The sequence below is a fragment of the Nocardia sp. NPDC004568 genome (assembly GCF_040609955.1).
Taxonomy (GTDB): Bacteria; Actinomycetota; Actinomycetes; order Mycobacteriales; family Mycobacteriaceae; genus Nocardia.
This window is the reverse complement of the sequence record NZ_JBEXLL010000074.1, coordinates 25,179-32,464: the sequence shown is the minus strand read 5'-3', so window position 1 is coordinate 32,464 and position 7,286 is coordinate 25,179. Positions and strand designations below refer to the sequence as shown.

Genomic DNA, 7,286 nt, shown 5'->3' with positions numbered 1-7,286 from the left:
CCTCGAAAGCGCCGCGCGAAGCGCAAGTCTCGAGGCCGAAACGGCGAGACCAAGGGGGGCCTCAACCCCGCGACGCCGCAGGCGGCGCCAAAAAACACAGCGCTTTGGCGAGTAAGTGCGCGTGCCCGCTGGGTGAGTAAGTGCGCGTGCCCAGCTCGGCAACCGAGCTCACCTTCGCATGACGAGCGGGCCGTGGTGCCGGCCTCCCTGGGCTGCGCCCCGACTCGGTGTCTGTGGTGGGCGGTACCGTCGCAGGCATGAGTGACGGTCTGTTCGATATGCCCGATGCGGGGGCGGGCGCACCGGATATCGCCTTCGTCGGCGAGGCCGCACGGGACGGTGGAGCGCGTGCCCCGCTCGCGGTGCGGATGCGGCCCGCCTCGCTCGACGAGGTCGTCGGGCAGCAGCATCTGCTCGGCCCCGGTTCTCCGCTGCGGCGGCTGGTGGAGGGGTCGGGTGCGGCCTCGGTGTTGCTGTACGGGCCACCCGGCACCGGGAAGACGACGCTCGCGTCACTGATCTCGTATGCCACCGGGCGCCGGTTCGAGGCGTTGTCGGCTCTGTCCGCCGGAGTCAAGGAGGTGCGGGCGGTCATCGATATCGCGCGACGGCGGCTCACCGCGGGCGAGCAGACCGTGCTGTTCATCGACGAGGTGCACCGCTTCTCCAAGACCCAGCAGGACGCGCTGCTGGCCGCGGTGGAGAACCGTATCGTGCTGCTGGTGGGCGCGACCACGGAGAACCCGTCGTTCTCGGTGGTGGCGCCGCTGCTGTCGCGGTCGCTGGTGCTGCAACTGCACTCGCTCGGGCCGGACGATATCCGGGCCGTGCTCGCGCGGGCCATCGCCGATCCGCGCGGTCTGGATGGTCAGTACACGGTGACCGGCGAGGCGCTCGATCACATTGTGCGGATCGCCGGTGGCGACGCCCGGCGGGCCCTCACCGCGCTGGAGGCCTCGGCGGAGTCCTCGCTGGACGGGACGGTGGATCTGGACCTGGTGGCCGCCAGTATCGACAAGGCGGCCGTCCGGTACGACCGGGCCGGTGACCAGCACTACGACGTGATCAGCGCGTTCATCAAATCGATTCGTGGCTCCGATGTGGACGCGGCGTTGCACTATCTGGCCCGGATGCTGACCGCGGGGGAGGATCCGCGCTTCATCGCCCGGCGGCTGATGATCCACGCCAGCGAGGACATCGGCATGGCCGACCCGACCGCGCTGCAGACGGCGACCGCCGCGGCCCAGGTGGTGCAGCTGGTCGGGCTGCCGGAGGCCCGGCTGGCGCTGGCGCAGGCCACCATCCATCTGGCGACCGCGCCGAAATCGGGCGCGGTGGTCGCGGCCATCGGCGCGGCCATGGCCGATGTGGCCGCGGGGAAGGCGGGTACGGTGCCCGCGCATCTGCGGGACGGGCACTACGCGGGCGCGGAGCGCCTGGGCAATGCCCAGGGCTACCGCTATCCGCACGACGACCCGGACGGTGTGCTCGCTCAGCAGTACCCGCCGGACGAACTCGTCGGGGTGGACTATTACCACCCCACCGACCACGGTCACGAGCGGGCTGTCGAGCCCCGGGTGAGTACGCTGCGCCGGATCGTGCGTGGTCTGCGTCCCGGAAACCCGGCTCGGTGATAATTCGGGTGCGTGGCACCGGTAGGCTGGGTATTCGTGCAGACCCACGAGATCAGACGGCGGTTCCTGGACCATTTCGTAAGTGCCGGGCATACAGAGGTGCCCAGTGCATCGCTGATTCTCGACGACCCGAACCTGCTGTTCGTGAACGCGGGCATGGTGCAGTTCAAGCCGTATTTCCTCGGTCAGCAGACGCCGCCGTTCCCGCGCGCGACCAGCGTGCAGAAATGCGTGCGGACCGGTGATATCGAGGAAGTCGGCGTCACCACTCGGCACAATACGTTCTTCCAGATGGCGGGTAATTTCTCGTTCGGCGACTACTTCAAGGAAGGCGCCATCCGCTTCGCCTGGGAGCTGATCACCAAGTCGCAGGAGGACGGCGGGTACGGATTCGACCCGGAGCGGATCTGGGTCACCGCCTACCAGGACGATCCCGAGGCCGCCGAGATCTGGCGCCGGGTGGCCGGTATCCCCGAGGAGCGGATCCAGTTCCGCGACGGTAAGGACAACTACTGGGATATGGGCGTGCCCGGTCCCGGCGGGCCCTGTTCGGAGATCTACTACGACCGCGGGCCGGAGTACGGCCGGGACGGCGGCCCGGTCGCCGACGAGGACCGCTACCTGGAGATCTGGAACCTGGTCTTCATGCAGGACATCCGCGGCGAGGACAGCCCGAAGCAGGGCTTTCCGCCGGTGGGCGTGCTGCCGAAGAAGAACATCGATACCGGGATGGGCGTCGAGCGCATCGCGCTGCTGCTGCAGGGCGTGGACAACGTCTACGAAACCGATCTGCTGCGACCCATCATCGACAAGGCCGAGGAACTGACCGGCCGCTCCTACGGTGTCGAGCACGCCGACGATGTCCGGTTCCGGGTGATCGCCGACCACGCGCGCACCTCGGCCATGCTGATCGCCGACGGCGTGAATCCCGGCAACGACGGCCGCGGCTACGTGCTGCGCCGGTTGCTGCGCCGGATCGTGCGCTCGGCCCGGCTGCTCGGCGCCGAACAGCCGGTGATGAGCGAGTTCATGCGGGTCGTGAGCGACCTGATGGCGCCCTCGTATCCCGAGCTGTCCACCGACTACTCCCGTATCGAGACCGTCGCTGTCGGTGAGGAGACGGCGTTCCGCAAGACCCTGAGCACGGGTTCGAAGCTGTTCGACGAAACGGCGGAGCAGGTCAAGGCCGCGGCCCCGCGCGGTGGCACCGGCACCATCTCCGGCGCCGACGCCTTCACTCTGCACGACACCTACGGCTTCCCGATCGACCTCACCCTGGAGATGGCCGCGGAGGCCGGTCTCTCGGTGGACGAGGACGGGTTCCGCACGCTCATGGCCGAACAGCGGCGGCGGGCGAAGGAGGACGCGCACGCCCGCAAGCACGCGCACGCCGATCTGTCGGTGTACAAGGAACTGGTCGATCGCGGCGATACGGAGTTCACCGGTTTCGACGAGCTGACCTCCGAGGCCCATGTGCTGGCCCTCATCTCCGACGGCGTCCGGGTGCCGACCGCCCCGGCGGGCACCGATATCGAGGTGATCCTGGATCGCAGCCCGCTCTACGCGGAATCCGGCGGTCAGATCGCCGATCGCGGCACGATCACCGCGGCGGGGACGAAACTCGTCGTCAACGATGTGCAGAAGATCGCGAAGAAGCTGTGGGTGCACCGGTGCACTGTCGAACAGGGACAGATCACCGAGGGCGATGTGGTGCTGGCCCAGGTCGATCCGGGCTGGCGGCGCGGCGCCACCCAGGGGCATTCCGGGACCCATATGGTGCACGCGGCGCTGCGCCAGGTGCTGGGACCGAACGCGGTCCAGGCCGGTTCACTCAACAAGCCGGGTTACCTGCGCTTCGACTTCAACTGGCAGGGCCAGCTCAGCGAGCAGCAGAAGGCCGATATCGAGGCGGTGTCCAACGACGGCGTCGGAGCCGACTTCCCGGTGAACACCTTCGTCACCGATCTGCCCAAGGCCAAGGAAATGGGCGCGCTGGCTCTGTTCGGGGAGAACTACGGCGATCGGGTCCGTGTGGTGGAGATCGGCGGGCCGTTCTCCATGGAGCTCTGCGGTGGCACCCACGTGGGTCACTCGTCGCAGATCGGCCCGATCACCCTGCTCGGGGAGTCGTCGGTGGGCTCGGGCGTGCGCCGGGTGGAGGCCTTCGTCGGGTTGGACTCCTACCAATACCTGGCCAAGGAGCGCGCGTTGCTGGCCGGGGTCGCCTCGATGCTGAAGGTGCCCTCGGACGAGGTGCCGGGGCGGGTCGAGCAGCTGGTGGACCGGCTGCGGGTCGCCGAGAAGGAACTCGAGCGGACCAAGATCGCGGCCGTGCTGTCGTCGGCGGGCGCCTATGCCGACGCCGCCGAACGACTCGGAGACGTGCTGCTGGTCGCGGCCGCCGCGCCGGAAGGGGTATCGGCGGGCGATCTGCGCACTCTGGCCACCGATATCCGCGGCCGGCTCGGTTCCACCCCGGCCGTGGTGGTGTTGCTCGGAAATAACGAGGGCAAGGTGCCGTTCGTGGTGACCGTGAACAAGCCCGCTCAGGCGCTGGGCTTCGCCGCCGGTGATCTGGTGGCCGTCTTCGGGCCGCGGATCTCCGGTCGCGGCGGCGGCAAACCGGAGATGGCCCAGGGCGCGGGCTCGGACCCGGCGGGTATCGACGCGGGTCTGGCGGCGGTACGCGATCACATCGGCGCGCACGCCGGCTGATGGCGGTGGGCTCGCTGGACGACCCGCCCGTCGACCGGCCCAATCCCGCCACGGATCCGGGCCGGGGCAGGCGGCTGGGCATCGATGTGGGCAGTGTGCGGATCGGGGTCGCCGCGAGTGATCCGGACGGGATCCTCGCGACCCCGGTGGAGACCGTGCCCCGTGCTACCGGCTCCCGGCGCGCCGGGCGGTGGCCGCGCGGCGCGCGCGCCGGTGACGGGGGACCCGGCGCGGATATCGCGCGGATCGCGGCGATCGCGCACGAGTACGAAGCGGTGGAGATCATCGTCGGGCTGCCCCGCACGCTCCGCGGCGAGAAAGGGACCTCGGCGCGCATGGCGACGGAGTTCGCCGGAAGATTGCGCGACTCGCTGCCCGACGTGCCGATCCGGCTTTCCGACGAACGTTTGACTACGGTGTCTGCTGCACGCGCTCTGCGGGACAGCGGTGTTCGAGCGCGCGGACAGCGGCAGGTGATCGACCAGGCGGCTGCTGTGTCGATCCTGCAGAGCTGGTTGGACGAACGGAGTTCTGTGATGAGGTCGGCCGAGGACGCGGCACGTACCGCGGTGTCCGGAGACGATGAATGACGGATCGATGGGCGCAGGCGGAGGCGCAATTCCGGCAGCGTGAGGCCGAGCGGCGATATCGGCGCGACGACAAGGCCTGGGAGCGGTCCCGCCGCGCGTCCACCACGCCGGTGGCCGACGAGGCGGACTGGGACGACGAGCCCGAGGACGGCTGGGACCCCTACGAGGACGACGACACCGCCGTCATCCCGCGCTACGTCGACGACGACGAATACGACGACGATTTCGACGACGAGCCCGAACCCGAGCCGCGCCCGCGCCCGCGCCGCCGCGCCGGCGCGCGGACCGCGCCGGCGCGTGGGGGCCGGGCGGCGGCCCGGAAAGCCGCCCGCGCGCAGGAGGGCGGCCGCCGCCGGCTGATCTGGGTGGCCGCCGGGGTGCTTTTGGTGCTGATCGTCGGAGCGGGGGGGTACAAGCTGATCAATCGCTACACCCCGGCCGAGGATTTCGCCGGGCCCGCCGGTGCGCCCGTGGTGGTCCAGGTGAAGTCCGGCGATACCGCCACCGAAATCGCCTCGACTATGGCCGAGGCCGGAATCGTCGCCAGTTCGGGTGCCTTCTACGAGGCCGCGGTGCAGGACGAGGGGATGAATTCGCTCCAGCCCGGGTACTACGCGATCCCGGTGCACAGTCCGGCCGCGGACGCGGTCGCGGCGCTCGTCGCGCCCGGCTCGCGGGTCGGCAATGTCGTGGTCTCCGAAGGTCGGCAGTTGCACGATCAACACGATGTGAACACCGGCGCGCGCAAGGAGGGCATCTACACCAAGATCGCCGCCGCCAGCTGTGTGGGCGCCGAACCCGAACGCCGCTGTGTCACCTACGAACAGCTGGAGCAGGCCGGCGCCACCACCGACCTGGCCGCGCTCGGCGTCCCGGAGTGGGCGGTGGAATCGGTCCGTACGGTGCCCGATCGCGCCCGCCAGCTCGAGGGCCTGATCGCCGCCGGCAGTTGGGATTTCGATCCGAGCGGCTCCGCACAGGAGATTCTGCGGCAACTGGTCACCGAGAGCGCCCGCAGTTACGAGTCCACCGGGCTGCTGGAATCCGGCCGGGTCAACGGGCTCAGCCCCTACCAAACCTTGATCGGCGCCTCCCTCGTGGAACGTGAAGCGCTGCCGCAGGATATGAGCAAGGTGGCCAGGGTGATCGTGAACCGGCTGGAGATCGACCAGCCGCTGCAGTTCGATTCCACCGTCAACTACGCACTCGACAAAACCGAGGTCGCGACCACCGACGCCGACCGCGGGCAGACCACCCCGTGGAACACCTACGCCATGCCCGGCCTGCCCGCGACCCCGATCTCCTCCCCGTCGATCGCGGCGCTCGAGGCCATGGAGGAACCCGAGCCCGGGACCTGGCTGTACTTCGTGACGGTCGACAAGCAGGGCACCACGCTGTTCACCGAGAGCTATTCCGAGCATCTGCAGAACATCGAATTGGCGCTGGAGAGCGGGATCCTGGACAGTGGGCGCTGAACCGGCGGGCCCGCGCCGCGCCGCTGTGCTCGGCAGCCCCATCACTCATTCGAAGTCACCGCAGCTGCATCTGGCGGCCTACCGCGCGCTCGGCCTGGACTGGACCTACGAGCGGATCGAATGTACCGGCGACCAGTTGCCCGGCCTGGTCGAGGGGCTGGGCCCGGAATGGGCCGGACTGTCGGTGACCATGCCGGGCAAGGAAGCGGCCCTGGCCTACGCGCAGGTGCGCACCGAACGCGCGGTACTGGTCGGTTCGGCGAACACCCTGGTGCGGACGACGGCCGGTTGGCGTGCCGACTGCACCGATGTGGACGGGGTATTGGGCGCACTGCGGGGCGGCGGGGTGCGCGAGCTGTCCGAGGCGGTGGTGCTGGGGGCCGGCGGTACCGCGCGGCCCGCGCTGCTGGCGCTGGCCGAGCTGGGAGCCGCGACCATCACCATCGTCGCCCGCGATGCCGGCCGGGCGGCGAGTGCGCGCGAACTCGCCGAGCGGCTCGGCACGACCGTCCGGGTGATCGGTTTCGACGCGGCCGAGCTGGCCGGTATCTGCGGCCGCGCGGGCGCTGTGGTGAGCACCGTCCCGCATCCGGCGGCCGCGGCGGTCGCCGGATCGGTGGCCGCGGCTCCCGTGGTGCTCGACGCGCTGTACAACCCGTGGCCCACCCCGCTGGCCGAAGCGGTCGCCGCCGCCGGGCACACGGTCATCGGCGGACTGCAGATGCTGCTCGAACAGGCCTACGGACAGGTCGAACAGTTCACCGGCCGCCCCGCCCCCCGGGAAGCGATGGCCGCCGCGCTCGCCGACCTCGGCTGATATCGCCCGAGGGCGCCCGATCCCGCCGAATATCTGTAACGGGTTCTAGTCCGGT

At 69.9% G+C, this 7,286-nt stretch carries 5 protein-coding genes; all 5 read left to right on the top strand.

The genetic code is table 11. The features are described from left to right. The first annotated feature begins 257 nt into the window (after positions 1-257). The 5 genes from ABZV91_RS26510 to ABZV91_RS26490 are packed head-to-tail and all read left to right on the top strand — an operon-like array spanning position 258 to position 7,231. On the top strand, positions 258-1,634 hold the full coding sequence (locus ABZV91_RS26510) for a replication-associated recombination protein A (RefSeq protein ID WP_355247054.1): 1,377 nt from the start codon (positions 258-260) through the stop codon (positions 1,632-1,634). Positions 1,635-1,670: 36 nt separating this feature from the next. Continuing rightward, positions 1,671-4,349: an alanine--tRNA ligase gene (alaS, locus tag ABZV91_RS26505; protein WP_355247060.1), complete on the top strand. Its 2,679-nt coding sequence runs from the start codon at positions 1,671-1,673 to the stop codon at positions 4,347-4,349. 14 nt (positions 4,350-4,363) lie between these two features. Beyond that, the gene (ruvX, locus tag ABZV91_RS26500; RefSeq protein ID WP_355247057.1) at positions 4,364-4,939 is read left to right on the top strand and encodes a Holliday junction resolvase RuvX; all 576 of its coding nucleotides are present in this window, start codon (positions 4,364-4,366) and stop codon (positions 4,937-4,939) included. Then, a complete protein-coding gene (locus ABZV91_RS26495) occupies positions 4,936-6,414 on the top strand; it encodes an endolytic transglycosylase MltG (protein WP_355247052.1) in 1,479 nt (492 codons plus the stop codon). The genes ruvX and ABZV91_RS26495 overlap by 4 nt, the downstream gene beginning before the upstream one ends. Then, a complete protein-coding gene (locus ABZV91_RS26490; protein WP_355247049.1) occupies positions 6,404-7,231 on the top strand; it encodes a shikimate dehydrogenase in 828 nt (275 codons plus the stop codon). The genes ABZV91_RS26495 and ABZV91_RS26490 overlap by 11 nt, the downstream gene beginning before the upstream one ends. The last annotated feature ends 55 nt before the right edge of the window (positions 7,232-7,286 follow it).

Coding starts and splice junctions, on each gene's coding strand:
- ABZV91_RS26495 (WP_355247052.1), top strand. CDS start 4,936: ATGACGGATCGATGGGCGCAGGCGGAGGCGCAATTCCGGCAGCGTGAG.
- ABZV91_RS26510 (WP_355247054.1), top strand. CDS start 258: ATGAGTGACGGTCTGTTCGATATGCCCGATGCGGGGGCGGGCGCACCG.